Raw genomic sequence first — 16,327 nt, 5'->3', positions numbered from 1 at the left:
CAACGGCCTGGCTGCAGCCTCCAGGCGCCGCCAGGCCGAGACCGGTGCCTTGTCGGCGCGCAATCGTGCATAGAGGATTTCAGCGCGGTTCACTTGCTCCCGGGTCGGCTTCACCCGCACCGACTCATAACCCACCAGTCGCCCCTCTTCGAGGATGGGCGTGACATAGGCGCTAACCCAGTAGAAATTGCCGTTTTTGCAGCGGTTCTTCACCACGCCCATCCAGCTCTGTCCCGCCTTGAGATACCCCCACATCGACTCGAACACCGCTGCCGGCATGTCCGGGTGGCGCACCAGGTTATGGGTGCTGCCGATCAGCTCGGCCTGGCTGAAACCACTCATTGCGGCAAACTCGGCATTGCAGTAAGTGATGTGGCTGTTGGTATCGGTGGCGGATATGAGCCGCTGCTGGTCGGGAAAGGTCTGCTCAACAGAGGTGACCGGCAAATTGAGACGCACTTTAGAACTCCATAGACAGCCTGCGATCAACATTACCGGGAGGCCGGCAACAGCTTGATTCGCGATGTACTTTCCTGGCGGTACGACTCAATCGAAAGGTTCGCCCTGATTGCAGCCGTACAGCGGTTTGCGCGGCAGTTGACCATCGATTCGACGAAGATCAACTAGGATCAGATAAGGCGTCAGGTGGGGACGGCGGACGGAGCGTTGGCGGGATTTACGAGACGGTCGAGCCTCTGCCAAGTCCTCGGTTTAGGTGAACAAGGGAAATGCAATGATTTCTTGTTTCATAAACCTGCCTTCTGAAACTAGATCACCAAATACCTGTCCGAAGCGCCGATTCTACGAAATGCATCACATTTTGCAAAGCAAGGTGATGAACCATGGTGTTGTCTAATGCCAATATTTATCGTTAAGTTCTTGATTCTAAATGGGAATTGAGCGATGCAAATTTCAAGTTTGGGTGCAGCCATCAAGCGCTATCGAAAGGTAGCGGGGCTTACTCAGGCTGAACTAGGTGAAAAAACCGGTTTTGACCCAAAAACCATCAGCCGCTTCGAAACCGGCACCTACACCCCCAGCGTTGAAGCTCTATTTCTGCTAGCCGAAGTACTGGGAGTGAAGCTGAAAGCCTTCTTCGCCGATCTGGGCGACGAAGAGGAACAGCGGGCTTATTTGTTCGGTGTCATTCACAAAGCCACCCCGAAGGATCTGGGAAAGCTGATAGCAGCGGTAGACCAGGCCTTGTCCAAGCCTTGAGCCCCGCAACAAATCAACGAGAAGAGGCACGCTTATCAACCCTGATAAGTTGGCCTCTTTTTTTATCCACGACTCCTGACAGGAACTGACAGACCCAGCCCATAAGCTTGCGCCCACAGCACAGCCCAAAGCCCCCCCTGGAGTCGTCATGATCAGTAACACCTACTTCCTGCTTTATGTAGACAGCCCAACCGCCAGCGCGGAGTTCTACAGCCGCCTGCTGGACAAGCAACCGGTGGAATCATTACCAACCTTCGCCCTGTTCATTCTCGATTCGGGGATCAAGCTCGGCCTCTGGTCCCGGCACACGGTTGAACCGAGCGCCCAGGCAGCCGGTGGCGGCGGCGAATTGGGTTGGGCGGTGGACAGCCGAGAAGCAGTGGACGAGCTGCATCAGCACTGGCAGGCCCTGGGCATGACCATCGCCCAGCCCCCCACCCAGATGGACTTCGGCTACACCCTGCTCGCCCTTGATCCGGACGGGCATCGCCTGCGCGTGCTCTATCTCACTGTCGACTGAGCCCGTGAGCCAGCAAAGGCGCCGATACAAGCGCCTTCCTCGCCCAGCCGGGAAACTAATAGAAACGTCTCATTGAGCCTCCCGACACTCATCGCTATCCTCCCCGCCGACTTGTCACAATTTGTAAGGGAATACGATGAAGTACCTGCGCCTCCTCATGGCGATGACCGTCCTCTGCGTCACGCCACTCTTTGCCTTTGCCGCTGCACCGAACGAGAGCAAGGACGCCGAATCCCAGACCGCCGAACAATTTCTCGCCTCGCTGTCACCACGCCACGGCAACGTCAGGCTGCCCGGGGATATCGCCAGCCTCGACCTGAGCCAGGAGTTCTACTACCTCAACCCCAAGGACACCGAAAAGCTGCTGACCGAAGGCTGGGGCAACCCGCCCGGCTTCACCACCCTGGGCATGATCGTGCCCAGCGCTGTCAGCCCACTGGCCGCCGAAGGCTGGGGCGTGATCATCAGCTACAAGAATGACGGCCACATTTCCGACGACGACGCGGCGAAAATCGACTATCAGGACCTGCTCAAGCAAATGCAGGAAGCGGACGAGGAAGACAACAAGCAACGCAAGGAACAGGGCTACGGCGCCATCCACCTGCTGGGCTGGGCCGAACAGCCAAGCTATGACGCGCAATCCCACAAGATGTACTGGGCCCGCGAACTCAAGGCCGAAGGCGCCCAGAGCAACACCCTGAACTACAGCATCCGCGTGCTGGGACGCGAAGGCGTGCTGGAGCTCAACGCAGTCGCTTCCATGGACGACCTGGCCACCATCAAGCGCGAGATTCCCAAGGTCCTGGCCTTCACCAACTTCACTGACGGCAACCGCTACGCCGACTACAACCCCAGCACCGATAAACTGGCGTCCTATGGCCTGGCCGCTCTGGTAGCCGGTGGCCTGGCCAGCAAGGCCGGCTTGTTCGCCAAGCTGGGGGTACTGCTCCTGGCCGGCAAGAAGTTCATTGTCATAGGCGTACTCGCCATTGCCGCGTTCGCCGGCCGGCTATTCAAGAAGAAAGGCTGACTGCAAGGCGCAACGCCCCTGCATGATGGGGGCGTTACCGCTCCCTCCTCTATGTCGCCTCCACATCACGCTCCTTCCCTGGCAATGTCCGCAGCCGCCAACGCCCTTCCAGTTGCATGGCCATCACACTGCCCAGCACCACGGCCGCCCCTAGCACCACAGAAGATTGCACCCTCTCTGCGAGGACCGTCGCAGCCAGCAGCATCGCCACCGGCGGAATCAGATACATCGCGATCGATGCCCGGCTGACCTCCACTCGCGCCAACACGTAAGCCCAGGCCAGATACGCCAGAGCACTGGGAAACAGCCCCAGCAAAAGCACCGCCAGATTCACCCGCCACGGCGCCTGTGCCACCGCCTCGGACAACCCGGGCGCATACACCGATAACAGCAACGTGCCGCCCCAGACCATGTAGCACACTGTGGTCAACACTCCGTAGCGCCCGGAAAAACGCCGCTGCAATACGAAGTACAAGCCCCAGGAAAACGCCGCCAGCAACACCAGCAATCCACGCGGTTCGATCGACCCCAGCCCCTTGTCGGCGGCAACCACCAGCACCGCTCCAATCAAGCCCACCACCACGCAGCCCCAGCGCCAACCACTGACCGGTTCCTTGAGCCAGAAGAAGGCGATCAGCGTGCTGAAGATCGGCGCCGACTGCGCCAGCACGCTGGACGCTCCGGCACTCAAGCCCATCTGGCCATAGTTGAGGCTGACGTGATGCAGGGCGATGGCAAAGAACCCCAACACCAGTAGCCAGGGCAGATCACGCCAGCGCGGCAGGGATATTTTCAACACCCCCGCCATTGCAGCCATGAACAGCGAAGCGATCAGGAAACGCAACAGCGCCAGATGCCCAGGACTGTAGCCCTCAAGGCCGATATGGATGCCCACCGGCGAATAGGCCCAGCACAGAATGACCGCAGCGGTCGCCAGCAATAGCTTGAACCCAGGTAAGTGCATCACGACACAGGCATCCGGACAGAGAGAAGAAATGCAGTCTCTCGCCCTCCACAACTCACCACAACTAACCGATACTGAGTCCATTCCTCACTGGAAATGAGTAATGGAACTGACCCAACTGAAGATGGTGAAAGCCGTGGCTCGCACCGGCAGCATTGCCCGCGCGGCCGAGCAATTGCATTGCGTGCCCTCCAACATCACCAACCGCCTCAAGCAGCTGGAGAACGAACTCGGCACCCCGCTCTTCACCCGGGTCGGGCGCGGCCTGAAGATCAGCCCCGCCGGGGAAATATTCCTCGGCTACAGCGAACGCATCCTGGCCCTGGTCGACGAAGCCAAACGCGCCGTGGACAGCCAGGCCGAGCCCAGCGGATTGCTGCGCCTGGGCTCGATCGAATCCTGCGCTGGCGGCCGCCTGCCACCGCTGCTGGCGCAATATCACCGACGCTACCCCCAAGTGAACGTGGAACTGGTGACCGGCACCTGGTCGCAACTCTTTGAAGAACTGCAACACCAGCGCATCGACGGTGCCCTGGTGGCCATCGACACCCTGCCGCCAAAGCTGCAGCAAACCGTGCTCTACCACGAGCCACTGGTACTGATTTCCAGTGCAGGCACCGCCCCCATCCGCAGCGCCAGCGATTTGCAGGGGCAGAATCTGTTCATGTGGCCACCGGGCTGCCCCTATCGCCGCGCCCTGGAAAACTGGTTGGCCAGGCACGGCCTGAACCTGCCCATTACCGGGTATGCCAGTTGGGGCACCATTATCGGCTGCGTCAGTGTCGGTGCCGGCGTCTCGCTGATACCGGAAGGCGTGCTGGAACGCTATTCACAGTCGGCGACCCTGAACGTGCAGCGTTTCAGCGACCTGCTGCCGGTGGACAACCGCTTTGTCTGGCACCAGGACGTGCAGCGGCACAGTGCGCGGGATGCGTTTGCCCAGTTGTTGCGGGAACAGTTGGGGGCATGACACCCCTCCCCGGCAAGCCAGCGAGCGTTTCGGCACAATGCACGAGCGCCCCGGCACAACAGTGGGCTCTGGCTGCCAATAGACTCGTCTTTTATCACCAACACCCAGACGAGCCTCTCATGAAAAACCGACTTTTACTCAGCGCGCTTTCCTTGGGTCTGAGCCTTGGCGCTCACGCTGCCGAGTTCAGCATCAGCAGTCACGACATCAGCGACGGCCACCCCTTGAGCCCTCGTGAAGTGTTCCAGGGCTTTGGCTGCGAAGGCGGCAACACCTCTCCCGAACTGTCCTGGAAGAATGCCCCACCGGGCACCAAAAGCTTTGCCATCACCGTTTTTGATCCGGACGCACCCACCGGCAGCGGCTGGTGGCACTGGACCTTGGTCAACCTCCCGACCTCCACCCAGCAATTGCCCAGGGGCGCCGGTAGTGCCAGCGGCAAGCAACTGCCGCCCGGCGCCATCCAGGGTCGTACCGATTACGGCCAACCCGGCTTTGGCGGCGCCTGCCCGCCAACGGGCGATAAACCTCATCGCTATCAGTTCACCGTCTGGGCATTGAAGGTGGATAAACTGCCCCTCGATGCACAGGCCAGCGGTGCCTTGGTGGGCTACATGCTCAACGCCAACGCCCTGGCCAAGACCACACTGACCGCTACCTACGGACGCTAGCAACGATGAATGCCCCTGCCGGCCTGCAGCATCATGAAAGCCGTATCGACACCTGCGTCATCCGCGCCCGGCAAGCCCATGCCCTGCAACGGGTACCGATTTTCGTCAGCGCGCTGTGCCGGGTGCGTCAGGGCGAGAAACGCATGGACTGGGACGACCGTGAAATGCGCGTGGGCGGTCAGCACCTGATCCTGCTGCCGGCGGGGCGCGAAGTGGGCATCAGCAACTATCCGGGCGCACAGGGTCACTACATCGCCGATGTCGTGACCTTTCCTGCCCCGACCTTGCGGGCGTTCAGCCTGCGCTACCACCAGCAGATCATTACCCGTCCCGGGCGCAGCGGTACGGAGCTCTGCGTCCCCCTGGAGCGGCACACCGCCCTGGCCTGGGACAATCTGCTGGAGTGCATTGCCAGCGATGCACCGGTTGCCCTGCGCAGCCACTACGGCGAAGCGGTGCTGTTGGCCTTGGCCCTTGGCGGCTGGGCCGGCCCGTTGCTGCTCGATCGTCACGACCCACTGTGCGAACGGGTGCAACAGATACTCATGAGCAATCCGGCGCGGGACTGGACGGTAGCCTGCGTTGCCGAGCGCCTGAACCTCGGGGCTTCCACATTGCGCCGCCAACTGGCGAACGAGGACGACAGCTTCAGCAACATCCTCGAGAACGTCAGGCTGGGCCTGGCCCTGCAGTGGTTGCAAACCACGCCACGCCCCATCGGTGAAATCGCCGCAGCCAGCGGCTATGCCTCGGCATCACGCTTTGCGGTGCGCTTTCGCAAGCATTACGGGCTTTCGCCCCGAGAGCTGCGGGCAGCGATCTAGCCAGCGTGCATCACTGCGACAGGCCATCCATCACCGCATCGATGAAGGGAGCCTTTTGCGCGAGATACTCGCCAATGCCCTCGCGATTTCGAGCCTCAAGCTCAAGCTTCAGGTTTTGGTATTGCTGGCGCAGATCGCTGTCCTGGCGCAGCAGATCGCGGAAACGCAGCATGCGCTCGATCTGCTCATGACCCAAGAGACAGACATGCGCCTTGTGGGTGCGCACGCCATCGACATCACGCCGATAAAAATGATGCCCCAGGCCAAGGTCGCTGCCTCGGACATAACCCAAAGTGACCATGAAGGCATTGCGCACCACTTCATCCCGGTGCTCTGCCACCACGACCAGCAGATCGATTTCCGGCTTGGCCGCCAACCCGGGAACAGCAGTGCTGCCCACGTGATGAACATCCATCAGTTCGCAACCGAAACCTTTGGCTATACGCTCCCTCTCAGCTCTGAATGCTGCAGGCCACTGATCGTCATAGAGGGAAATCTTACTGGTAAGCGCCATCACCACTCCTTGATGCAAAGGCGTTGGATATTCCAGGAACGAACCGCACAGGCTTACTGGACAAGGGATTCGCGAACCAAAAACCGGGCGCACGACAAAAAACACGCCAACAGTAATGCTGCGCGGGTCCGAAGGTTTTTAAGAGCTTTAAGTGTGTTGGCCAATCTCGTTGAGGACCAACGAGAGGCGTTATGGAGGCAACCCCACCAGCCACACCCCGGCACACAATGTTCCCGCTGTGGCTGCTGCCTTCCGGCTCTGACCAGGTTCACGGGTAATCGTTGCGGGGGGACCGATGGGGTCACCATAACGACGCTCGCCTGTCGGCGAGCCGCGCCATTGTACCTATCTGAGTTGAACTTACAACCGCTCGTTGCAGATTAAAAAATCCGATGAGCTTCAAGCACTTGGATGTAGCCCGCCTACCGTAGGAGCAAGCTTGCGCGCGAAGCAGGCACCGCGGTGCATCAGGGAAATCGCGCAGGGGCCTTAGCGAGCGAGCTCGCTCCTACAGGACGGCCGGGGTCAGCCCAGGGACAGGACTTCGTCGGCGCGGCCGCCTTCGTGCTGGATCACCAAATGGATGAAATGCAGCTTGGCAATCACCGCCGGCGGCAGAATGAAGGGGTAGAAATCCGGCTGACCCATGCTGCGGGACAATTCGTTGAGCATGCCCGCCAGTTCGATCCAAGCGTTGACGAAGACCAGGAACGCCGGTCCGCCAGGATGCTGCGGATCGTACAGGCTGCTCAGGGGAAACGGCTGGTAGTCGAGATCGACGTCGCGGGCACTCATGCCAAAGCCCAGGGCGGTGTCCACCGCATCCATCATGTGCAGGTAGTGAGCCCAGGTTTCAGCCCAGTCCTCCCAGGGGTGCATAGTGGCGTAGGCGCTGACGTGGCTTTGCTGCCAGCCGTTTGGCGCGCCCTTCTGATAGTGCTGTTCCAGAGCCTCGGCGTAGCTGTAGCGCTCATCGCCGAACAGGCTGCGAAACGACTCCAGCCAGGAGCTATTGGCAATCAGCCGATCCCAGTAGTAGTGCCCCACTTCATGGCGGAAATGCCCAAGCAGGGTGCGGTAAGGTTCATGCATCTGTGCCCGCACTCGCTCGCGATGGGCATCATCGGCTTCCTTGATATCCAGGGTGACCAGGCCATTGGCATGTCCGGTAATGGGCGCCCTGCCATCAAGATCGATACCAATGAAGTCGAAAGCCAGGCCCCGCTCTTCGTCGTCGCTCTTGGGGATCACTTGCAGGCCGAGGGCGATCAGTTGGGCTACCAGGCGGCGCTTGGCGATTTCAACTTTGCGCCAGCGCTCCGGATTCTCCGGGACGGACAAGTCGGGGATGGTGCGGTTGAGGTTGCAGGCTACGCACAGGGTATCGGTCAGGTGGGCCGGCAGCAGCCAGTTGCAAGCGGCGGGAGTATCGAGGTTGGCGCAGCGCTTGAAGGCACCCGCATCGGGCTCGGCATCCAACACCCAGGTCCCGGCGGCAGGCCCGGGCTGCAGGGACGACAGGCAGCCCAATTGCGGCGCATAACCGAGCAAGGCTGAGCACGCCAGGCACTGGCTGTTGCGAAAGAACAGCGACTGCCCACAACGGCATGACCAGAGTTTGCTATTGCGTGAGCGATCACCGACGAAGGGCGCGGCGATCCGGGAACTGAGCTGCTCGAAGAAACGGTACATGGCGCATCCTCCCTGGGGCTTGCCAAGACTAGATCATCCTGGCTGCCTCATCGTTCCCTCGGCCTGTCAGGAGCCGGCGGGCTGGTGAAACCACGCTGCCCAGCCGATTCCTGCGGATCACACGGGGATGGGGATGCCGTGGTCGCCGAGGAAGGCGACGAAGGCCGCTTCATCCAGGACCTTGAGCCCTAGCTCATTGGCCTTGGCCAGCTTGGAACCGGCACCGGGACCGGCGACGACGCAGTGGGTCTTCGCCGAAACGGACCCCGCCACCTTGGCCCCCAGGCTTTCCAGCTTTTCCTTGGCCACATCGCGACTCATCAACTCCAGGGAGCCGGTGAGCACCCAGGTCTTGCCAGCTAACGGCAGGCCTTCGACCACCTTCTTCTCGCTCTGCCAATGCATGCCAAAGGCCTTGAGCTGCTCCTCGATGGCCTGGGCCAACCGGGCATTGGCCGGGTTGTCGAAGAACTCCCGCACCGACTTGGCCTGCTTCTCCGGCAGGGCCTGGCGCATATCCAGCCAGTCAGCCGCAATTACGCCCTGCAGGGAGCCGAACTTGTCCGCCAGCTTCTGCGCTGCACCCGGCCCCACCGAGGGGATATTGAGCTTGTCGAGCATGCCGCCCAGCGTGGTACTGGCGGCGAACTCCGCCCCCAGCTCACCCTGATCCTGCAACACCAGGCCGCATTGATCCTCGGCCAGCAAGGCACCAATCACGCCCTGGTTATGGCTGTCTTCGAAGAAGCTGTGAATCTCGTGGGCCACTTCCAGCCCCACATCCGGCAGGTAAGTCAGCACCTGAGGCAAAGCCTGCTGGACCCGCTCCAGGGTTCCCAGGGAACGGGCCAGGACCTTGGCGGTTTCCTCGCCTACATCAGGAATGCCCAAGGCGTAGATGAAGCGAGCCAGAGCCGGACGCTTGCTGTCTTCGATGGCCTTGAGCAGCTTGTTGCTGGAAACCTCGGCAAAGCCTTCCAGATCGATGATCTGTTCGTACTTGAGCTGATAGAGATCCGCGGGCGAAGCGATGAGCTTTTCGTCCACCAGTTGCTCGATGGTCTTGTCACCCAGACCTTCGATGTCCATGGCGCGACGGGAAACGAAGTGGATGATCGCCTGCTTGAGTTGTGCACCGCAGGCCAGACGACCGACACAGCGATACACCGCACCTTCGCTGACGGTTTCCCGGCCCTTGCTGCGCTTGACCAGCTGCGTGCGCTCGACATGCGAGCCACAGACCGGGCAGCTTTGCGGAATCTGTACCGGCCGGGCGTTTTCGGGGCGGCGCTCAACGACCACTTGCACCACTTGCGGAATCACGTCACCGGCGCGGCGGATGATCACCGTGTCGCCGATCATCAACCCCAGGCGCGCCACTTCATCCATATTGTGCAAAGTAGCGTTGGACACAGTGACTCCCGCCACCTTGACCGGTTTCAGGCGTGCCACTGGCGTCACGGCACCGGTACGGCCAACCTGGAACTCCACATCCAGCAACTCGGTGAGCTCTTCCATGGCCGGGAATTTATGGGCAATGGCCCAACGCGGCTCACGGGCACGGAAGCCCAGTTCACGTTGAGAGGCGATGCTGTTGACCTTGAACACCACACCGTCGATTTCATAGGGCAGCGCGTTACGCCGCTCGCCGATCTCACGGTAATAGTCCAGGCATTCGTCGACCCCTTTGGCCAGACGCAACTCACGGCTGATGGGCATGCCCCACTGCTTGAGTTGCTCCAGGTTGCCGATATGGGTGTCGGCAATATCGGCAGTGACCTGGCCCAGGCCATAGCAGCAGAACTCCAGCGGCCGGCTGGCAGTGATCTTCGAGTCCAGCTGGCGCAGGCTACCCGCTGCAGCGTTGCGCGGGTTGGCGAAGGTCTTGCCACCCGATTCCAGTTGCGCGGCGTTCAGGCGCTCGAAGCCGGCCTTGGACATGAAGACTTCGCCGCGCACCTCCAGGGTCGCCGGCCAGCCGCTGCCTTGCAGCTTGAGCGGAATGTTGCGCACGGTACGCACGTTGACACTGATGTCTTCGCCGGTAGTGCCGTCGCCACGGGTGGCGCCCCGGACCAGCACGCCGTCCTGATACAGCAAGCTGACCGCCAGGCCGTCGAGCTTGGGCTCGCAGCTGTACTCCACCGCCGCACCGCCACCGAACAGATCGCCCGCCGGCAGGTCCAGGCCTTCGCTGACCCGTCGATCAAACTCGCGCATATCGACTTCTTCGAAGGCGTTGCCCAGGCTGAGCATGGGGACTTCATGGCGCACCTGGGTGAAGGCCGAGAGCGCCGCGCTGCCCACACGCTGGGTAGGCGAATCGCTGGTCACCAGTTCCGGGTGCTCGGCCTCCAGGGCCTTGAGCTCGTGGTACAAGCGGTCGTACTCGACGTCCGGAATGCTCGGTTCGTCCAGGACGTGGTAACGGTAGTTGTGTTGGTCCAGCTCAGCGCGCAGCTCAAGAATGCGGGTTTCAGCGGCGGTCATGGGGTTCTCTCATAAAGCAAAAGAGCAGCCTAGGCTGCTCGATCTGAAGATGGGGGCAAGGGCTTCGCTGGCAAGCCAGCTCCTACACAGGCCAGCTCCTGCGAGAGGAGCCGACTGTGGAAGCTTAGCGCTTTTGGGTCAGAGCGCGGCGTTCGAATTCGACGATACGCTGACGGTAGTGCTCGATGGTCTGGGCAGTCAGCACGCTGCGCTGGTCGTCCTTGAGTTCGCCGTTGAGCTCCTGGGACAGCTTGCGCGCCGCCGCCACCATCACGTCGAAGGCTTGCTTCGGGTGACGCGGGCCAGGCAAGCCGAGGAAAAAGCTCACCGCCGGAGTGCTGAAGTGATCGATATCATCCAGATCGAACACGCCGGGCTTGACCGCATTGGCCATGGAGAAAAGCACTTCGCCATTGCCAGCCATGCTTTCGTGGCGGTGGAAGATATCCATCTCGCCAAAACGCAGGCCACTTTCAAGGATGTTCTGCAACAGTGCCGGGCCTTTGAAACCGGCGCTGTCGCGGCAGATCACACTGATTACCAGAACTTCTTCGGCTTGCGGCTGTTCCTTGTCGCTGTGACCGGCAGCCTTGCCTTCATCCGCCGGGAAGTCATCGTCGCGGCTACTGAAGCTTGGGCCGCTATCCAGATCCAGGTCCAGATTGAGGTCACCCTGATGAGGCTCGCCACCGCGCTTGCCGCGCTTGGACGAAGAACTTTCCCGGGGCTCGCGGGCAGGCATGCTGACTGACGGCAGATCGTGCTCGTCCAGTTGCGGTTCTTTATGGGTATCCAGTACCCGAGGCGGACCCAGAAGTTCGGCACTGCCTTCATCGTCCGGCAGATTGGAAAGACTTCGATCAAGACGGAACTTCAACTTCCCCTTGCCGCCGCGCATACGCCGCCAGCCATCAAAAAGAATACCGGCGATAACAATAATGCCGATGACGATCAGCCACTCGCGCAGACCGATTTCCATGTAATCCCGTGCCTCTATAAAAAATGCTGAAAAATAAGGGGTTTACAATCTGCAAACCGCTTTAAAACGTGGCGCCAACTCTATGTTCTGAATGGCGTTTTGCCCACGCATAGGAAAAATTGACATTAAACTAGCACGACCAAAGGCAACTTTACACCGTCTGTCGCAACGGTTACGGCCAATATGTCGATTGGCCAGCTTGGCAATGGGAAAAATCCCACAAATTGCCCTCCCCACAGTCGCCTTCGTCGCACGGACTCAAGCGTCCACCATCGCCATCGCCTCCTCGACATCCACGGCTACCAGGCGCGAACAACCGGGTTCGTGCATCGTCACCCCCATCAACTGATCGGCCATTTCCATGGCGATCTTGTTGTGGGTGATATAGATGAACTGCACAGTCTGCGACATCTCTTTAACCAATCTTGCATAGCGTCCAACGTTAGCGTCATCCAACGGCGCGTCAACTTCATCGAGCATGCAGAACGGCGCCGGATTCAACTTGAAGATAGCGAATACCAGAGCCAATGCAGTCAATGCCTTTTCGCCACCCGAGAGCAAATGAATGGTGCTGTTCTTCTTCCCGGGAGGACGCGCCATGATCGTTACCCCTGTATCGAGTAGATCTTCGCCCGTCAGTTCCAAATAAGCGCTGCCGCCACCGAAAACTTTTGGAAAGAGTGCCTGCAAACCGCCGTTGATCTGATCAAAGGTATCTTTGAATCGATTGCGGGTTTCCTTGTCGATCTTGCGAATCACGTTTTCCAGGGTTTCCAGGGCTTCCACCAGATCGGCGTCCTGGGCGTCCAGATAGCGCTTGCGCTCGGACTGCTGCTGATACTCGTCGATGGCCGCAAGGTTGATCGCGCCCAAACGTTGAATTCTTGCCGCAATGCGTTCCAGCTCTTCTTCGGCGGCCTGCTCGCTGGCATCCCCGGTCAGGGTCGCCAGCACGCCGTCCAGGTCGTAGCCATCGGCCAGCAACTGCTCCTGCAAGGTCTTGCGGCGCACGGTCAGGGCTTGCCACTCCATGCGCTGCTGTTCGAGCTGGCCGCGGATCAGCTGGGATTGCTGCTCGGCCTGGTTCCGGCGCTTCTCGGCATCGCGTAGTTCGCGGTCGGCATCTTCCAGGGCGATCTGCGCGGTCTTGAGCTCGACATCCACGGTCATGCGCTTTTCCAGCAGCTCTTCGAGCTTGAGGCGCAGTTCTTCCAGAGGTGCCTCGCCCTCCTCCAGGTTGAGGCTCAGTTGCTCGCGCTTCTCGGTCAGGCGCTCGGATTGCATCTCCAGCCGCTCCAGCGCCTGACGGGTGGAGTCATGCTGGGCCTTGAGGGAGCCCATGCGCACCGCCAATTGATGGGCGTGATCCTTGTGCTGGCGCGCTTCCTGGCGCACCCGATCAAGGCGCTCGCGCAAGCTGTCGCGCTGGGCCAACAGCAGCTCACGCTGCTCGGTGTCCAAGGCCATGCTGTCGAGGGCGTCCTGCAACTGCAGGCGCGCCTCGCCCACTTGTTCATGCTCCAGCTCACGCTGTTCGCCAAGCTCTACCAATTCTTCATCGAGGCGAGTGCGACGCAGATTCAACTGCTCGGCCTTGGCCTTGCCGGCGGACAGCTTGGCTTTCAATTCACCCTGCTGGCGAGCCTCGTCCTGCAACAGGCGACGCAAGTGTTCGCGACCGTTCTCCTGCTGACGTTGCTGGGCCCGCAAGTTGAGCAACTGGCTTTCCAAGGCCTCGACGCTGGCTTCGCGCTCATCGCGCTCCAGGGTCAACTGCTGGATTTCCTGGCCTCGTGCCAGTACGCCGCTTTCCGCTTCACTGGCGCGACGCACCCGCAGGAAATGCCGACCGACCCAGTAACCATCACGACTGATCAGGCTCTGCCCAGCTGCCAATTGCCCACGCAGGGCCAGGGCCTGTTCGAGATTTTCCACCGGCTTGACCTGACCCAGCCAGGGCGACAGGTCCACTGTGGATTCCACCTTGTCCAGCAGGCTGCCGGGGATGCGCAATACATCGCCCTGCAGACTCAGCAGACGCAGATCGCCTTGCTGGAAACCGGCCAGATCGATGCCGGAAAAATCGTCAACCAGCACCGCCTGCAGATCGGCGCCGAGCACAGTTTCCACCGCCAGCTCCCAGCCCGCTTCCACGTGCATGCCATCGGCCAGGCGCGGACGCTCGGCCAACTGCTGCTCACGCAACCATTCGGCAGTGCCGGTGCCAGGGTCCAGCGCGGCCTGCTGCAAGGCTTCCAGGGAGGCCAGCCGGCCATTGAGGCGCTGCAATTCACCCTGGGCCTGCTGCTGTGCCTGGGTCGCCTGCTGCAACTGCTGGCGCAGTTGTTCCAGGCGCTCGACCTGGGATTCCTCGCTGGCTTGCAGGTCTTCCAGAGTTGCTTCGCTGGCAGCCAGTTGCTCGTTGAGTTCGAGGATCGCCGCGTCTTCCGGGTCGGCCGAGAGCAGCTCGCGCTCCTCGCCCAAGCGCCGCTGGCGCTCGGACAGCCGCTCCATGCTGCCTTCGAGCTGCTGGATGCGCGACTGCTGCACTTCGGCCTGGCGCCGTGGCTCGGCAGAGCTCAGGTTGAAGGCATCCCACTGCTCCTGCCAGCCATGCATGGTGGTTTCGGCTTCTTCCAGGGTCGCGGCGGCTTCTTCGGCAGCGGCTGCGGTGACTTCCTGCTCGGGTTCGAGCATGGCCAGCTCTTCCCCCAGGGTCGCCAGCAAGGTGCGGTCGTGGCCCAGATGCGATTCGGTTTCCAGGCGCGCACGCTCGGCTTCCTTGAGGTCGTCCTGCAACTGCCGCAGGCGCTGCTGGCCATGCTGGATGCTCTGCTCGACCCGGGCAATATCGCCGCCCACCGAATAGAAGCGCCCCTGCACCAGATTGAAGCGCTCGGACAATTCATGGTGACCGTCACGAAAGCGTTCGATAGCAGCATCGGCATTGCGCTGCTCGGCCACCAGGGCCTCGAAGCTGACTTCCTGGCTACCGATCACCGACTCGCGCTGGCCGACCTGCTCATTCAATGCCTGCCAGCGCAGAGCCGACAGTTGCGCCTTGAGCTGGCGCTCCTCGGCCTTGTATTCCTGGTACTTCTCGGCGGCCTGGGCCTGGCGATGCAGACGCTCAAGCTGACGCTCCAGCTCTTCGCGCAGGTCGGTCAGGCGGGCGAGGTTCTCGTGGGTGCGGCGGATGCGGTTTTCCGTCTCGCGCCGGCGCTCCTTGTACTTGGAGATGCCCGCGGCTTCTTCGATGAAATTACGCAGATCCTCGGGCTTGGCCTCGATCAGCTTGGAGATCATGCCCTGCTCGATGATCGAGTAGCTGCGTGGCCCCAGGCCGGTGCCAAGGAAAATGTCGGTGATGTCCCGACGGCGGCACTTGGCGCCATTGAGGAAATAGCTGTTCTGGCTGTCGCGGGTGACCTTGCGGCGGATGGAGATTTCCGCATAGGCCGCGTATTCACCCACCAGGGTGCCGTCGGAGTTGTCGAAAACCAGTTCGATACTGGCCTGGCTCACCGGCTTGCGACTGGTGGAGCCATTGAAGATGACATCGGTCATCGACTCGCCGCGCAGGTTTTTCGCCGAACTTTCGCCCATCACCCAGCGCACGGCGTCGATGATATTCGACTTGCCGCAGCCATTGGGCCCCACCACCGCAGCCATGTTACTGGGGAAGTTCACCGTGGTTGGATCGACGAAGGACTTGAACCCCGCCAGCTTGATGCACTTGAGTCGCACGCTTAAGCATCCGCCAACGCAGACACCACCAGATCGCTGCTGCGCTGGGCATAAGCCGTCAACACCTGGCGGATCTGCTCCAGATCACGGGCCAGCACCGCGGCCAGCAACTGCTCGAACAACGCCAGGTACTCGCTCATCGAGGCCTTGCGCTGATCCAGTGCCAGGAAATAGGCACGGCTCATGGCCGGCTGCAGGTTCTCGACGGTTTCCTGCAGATAAGGGTTGTTGGCGAAAGGATAGGCCGCGCGCATCACGCTGAAGCTGTCCTCGACGAAAGCACGGATATCCTGGCGCTCGTAGGCGCCCTCCAGGCGCTGCTGGATCTGCAGGAACGGCGTCATGTCGCTCTGCTGCGCCCAGCCGCTGGCCACCGAATTGCCCAGCAGGATGTACAGCTCGCTCATCAGGGTGCAGAGACTGCGGACCTTGTGCTCGGTGAGCTCGGTCACATGGGCACCACGGCGCGGCAGGATGGCAATCAGATGGCGGCGCTCAAGAATCAGCAAGGCCTCGCGGACCGAACCACGGCTGACATTGAGGGCCAAGGTGACCTTCTGTTCCTGGATGCGCTCTCCAGGCTTGAGATCCCCGCGAATGATACGTTCGGCGAGGTGGTGAGCAATCTGCTCGGCGAGGCTGTCCGGCGCCTTGAACGTCATGGTTTTCCTTCAAAATCTTTAATCGGCACAAGCGGCGCAGTGTAGC

The 16,327-nt window shown here is 61.0% G+C and carries 14 protein-coding genes and 1 other RNA gene; 6 read left to right on the top strand and 9 right to left on the bottom strand.

Features of this window, described 5'->3' with window-relative positions; genetic code table 11:
• Positions 1-459, bottom strand: a 459-nt coding sequence (locus tag BLX41_RS35565; RefSeq protein WP_259744967.1) for a PAS domain-containing protein, incomplete at its 3' end; no start/stop codon positions are given.
• 444 nt (positions 460-903) lie between these two features.
• Between BLX41_RS35565 and BLX41_RS16960 the strand changes: the two genes are divergently transcribed.
• The 3 genes from BLX41_RS16960 to BLX41_RS16950 all read left to right on the top strand — a co-directional run bounded on the left by BLX41_RS16960 (position 904) and on the right by BLX41_RS16950 (position 2,768).
• Positions 904-1,218 carry a helix-turn-helix domain-containing protein gene (locus BLX41_RS16960; protein WP_011060220.1) on the top strand — a complete coding sequence of 105 codons (315 nt, stop codon included), beginning with the start codon at positions 904-906 and terminating at the stop codon, positions 1,216-1,218.
• 148 nt (positions 1,219-1,366) lie between these two features.
• Complete coding sequence (locus tag BLX41_RS16955) at positions 1,367-1,738, top strand: VOC family protein (RefSeq protein ID WP_123725822.1); 372 nt, start codon at positions 1,367-1,369, stop codon at positions 1,736-1,738.
• A gap of 136 nt (positions 1,739-1,874) precedes the next feature.
• Complete coding sequence (locus BLX41_RS16950) at positions 1,875-2,768, top strand: DUF2167 domain-containing protein (RefSeq protein WP_123725821.1); 894 nt, start codon at positions 1,875-1,877, stop codon at positions 2,766-2,768.
• Positions 2,769-2,817: 49 nt separating this feature from the next.
• On the opposite strand, the gene BLX41_RS16945 is transcribed toward BLX41_RS16950, so the two are convergent.
• A complete protein-coding gene (locus tag BLX41_RS16945; protein ID WP_123725820.1) occupies positions 2,818-3,732 on the bottom strand; it encodes a DMT family transporter in 915 nt (304 codons plus the stop codon).
• A 103-nt stretch (positions 3,733-3,835) separates the two neighbouring features.
• Between BLX41_RS16945 and BLX41_RS16940 the strand changes: the two genes are divergently transcribed.
• From BLX41_RS16940 to BLX41_RS16930, 3 genes are all read left to right on the top strand, one after another.
• The gene (locus BLX41_RS16940) at positions 3,836-4,702 is read left to right on the top strand and encodes a LysR family transcriptional regulator (protein WP_123725819.1); all 867 of its coding nucleotides are present in this window, start codon (positions 3,836-3,838) and stop codon (positions 4,700-4,702) included.
• Positions 4,703-4,821: 119 nt separating this feature from the next.
• Entirely contained in the window at positions 4,822-5,373 is a 552-nt protein-coding gene (locus BLX41_RS16935) for a kinase inhibitor (RefSeq protein ID WP_123725818.1), read from the top strand.
• Between the two features lie 5 nt (positions 5,374-5,378).
• Positions 5,379-6,197: a helix-turn-helix transcriptional regulator gene (locus BLX41_RS16930; RefSeq protein ID WP_123725817.1), complete on the top strand. Its 819-nt coding sequence runs from the start codon at positions 5,379-5,381 to the stop codon at positions 6,195-6,197.
• 10 nt (positions 6,198-6,207) lie between these two features.
• Here BLX41_RS16930 and BLX41_RS16925 read toward each other — a convergent pair whose 3' ends face one another.
• The 7 genes from BLX41_RS16925 to BLX41_RS16895 form a co-directional block, all read right to left on the bottom strand.
• Positions 6,208-6,711 (bottom strand): GrpB family protein, encoded by a 504-nt coding sequence (locus BLX41_RS16925; protein ID WP_123725816.1) that lies wholly within the window; start codon positions 6,709-6,711, stop codon positions 6,208-6,210.
• A 201-nt stretch (positions 6,712-6,912) separates the two neighbouring features.
• An RNA gene (gene ffs / locus BLX41_RS16920) (signal recognition particle sRNA small type) lies at positions 6,913-7,009 on the bottom strand.
• Between the two features lie 227 nt (positions 7,010-7,236).
• Complete coding sequence (locus BLX41_RS16915) at positions 7,237-8,403, bottom strand: zinc-binding metallopeptidase family protein (RefSeq protein ID WP_123725815.1); 1,167 nt, start codon at positions 8,401-8,403, stop codon at positions 7,237-7,239.
• 117 nt (positions 8,404-8,520) lie between these two features.
• Positions 8,521-10,893, bottom strand: coding sequence for an NAD-dependent DNA ligase LigA (gene ligA, locus BLX41_RS16910; RefSeq protein WP_123725814.1), 2,373 nt, complete (start codon positions 10,891-10,893; stop codon positions 8,521-8,523).
• Between the two features lie 124 nt (positions 10,894-11,017).
• Complete coding sequence (gene zipA, locus BLX41_RS16905) at positions 11,018-11,872, bottom strand: cell division protein ZipA (RefSeq protein WP_123725813.1); 855 nt, start codon at positions 11,870-11,872, stop codon at positions 11,018-11,020.
• A gap of 258 nt (positions 11,873-12,130) precedes the next feature.
• A complete protein-coding gene (gene smc, locus BLX41_RS16900; RefSeq protein WP_123725812.1) occupies positions 12,131-15,619 on the bottom strand; it encodes a chromosome segregation protein SMC in 3,489 nt (1,162 codons plus the stop codon).
• Between the two features lie 2 nt (positions 15,620-15,621).
• A complete protein-coding gene (locus tag BLX41_RS16895) occupies positions 15,622-16,281 on the bottom strand; it encodes a GntR family transcriptional regulator (RefSeq protein WP_123725811.1) in 660 nt (219 codons plus the stop codon).
• Positions 16,282-16,327 lie beyond the last annotated feature (46 nt).

It is taken from the genome of Pseudomonas protegens (assembly GCF_003732485.1).
In the GTDB taxonomy this organism is placed as follows: Bacteria; Pseudomonadota; Gammaproteobacteria; order Pseudomonadales; family Pseudomonadaceae; genus Aquipseudomonas; species Aquipseudomonas protegens_B.
This window is presented reverse-complemented; position numbering and strand designations above follow the sequence as displayed.